This window comes from Streptomyces sp. ACA25 (genome assembly GCF_028200735.1).
Taxonomy (GTDB): Bacteria; Actinomycetota; Actinomycetes; order Streptomycetales; family Streptomycetaceae; genus Streptomyces.
In genome coordinates this window covers 1-1,017 of the sequence record NZ_JAQKPV010000068.1, presented here as the reverse complement: position 1 = coordinate 1,017, position 1,017 = coordinate 1, and the positions used below count along the sequence as shown (strand labels likewise).

The following is a 1,017-nucleotide window of genomic DNA, read 5'->3' as shown; positions in this document are numbered from 1 at the left end:
GTAGGTGGGCAGGTCGACCGGGCGGCCTTCGGGAAGGACAGCGGTCCAGTCGACGCCGACCCCATGAACATGCGCCTCGGCCAACGCCGTCAGCCAACGCTCCCGGCCACCCTCACCACGCCGCAACGTCGACAACACCGCAGCCGGAACACCCACCGCCTCCACCGTCTCCGACAACCCCACCGTCAACACCGGATGCGGACTGACCTCCAGAAAAATCGTGCGCCCATCCTCCACCAACGCACGCGTAACCTCCTCAAACCGCACCGTACTCCGCAAATTCTCAAACCAATACCCCGCACCCAACCCCCCACCATCAACCCGCCCACCCGTCACCGACGAATAAAACGGCACCGACGACACCCCCGGACACACCCCACCCAAATCACCCAACAACCGCTCCCGCAACCCCTCCACCTGCACCGAATGCGACGCATAATCCACCGGCACCCGCCGCACCCGCACCCCCGACCCCTCACACCGCACCACCAACTCCTCCACCGCACCCACCTCACCCGACACCACCGTCGACCCCGGCCCATTCACCGCCGCCACCGACAACCCCTCACACCCAGCAATCAACCCCTCCGCCACCTCACACGACACCCCCAACGACACCATCCCCCCCACACCCGCCAACTCCTCAGCAATCGCCCGCGACCGCAACGCCACCACCGCCGCACCATCCTCCAAAGACAACACCCCCGACACCACCGCCGCCGCAATCTCCCCCTGCGAATGACCCACCACCGCACCCGGCACCACCCCCACCGACCGCCACAACTCCGCCAACGACACCATCACCGCCCACAACACCGGCTGCACCACCTCCACCCGCTCCAACCCACCACCATCCCCCCGCAACACATCCACCACCGAAAAATCAACAAACCGCCCCAACGCCACCTCACACTCCGCCAACCGCGCCGCAAACACCGGCTCCTCATCCAACAACCCCACAGCCATCCCCACCCACTGCGAACCCTGACCCGGAAACACCCACACCACCCCACCCCG

1 protein-coding gene is annotated in these 1,017 nt (G+C 66.5%); it reads right to left on the bottom strand.

All coding sequences use genetic code 11. The annotated features are described in order from the left end of the window. A partial coding sequence (locus PJ985_RS23185) for an acyltransferase domain-containing protein (protein ID WP_443033583.1) occupies positions 1 to 999 on the bottom strand: 999 nt, incomplete at its 3' end. Between the last annotated feature and the right edge of the window lie 18 nt (positions 1,000 to 1,017).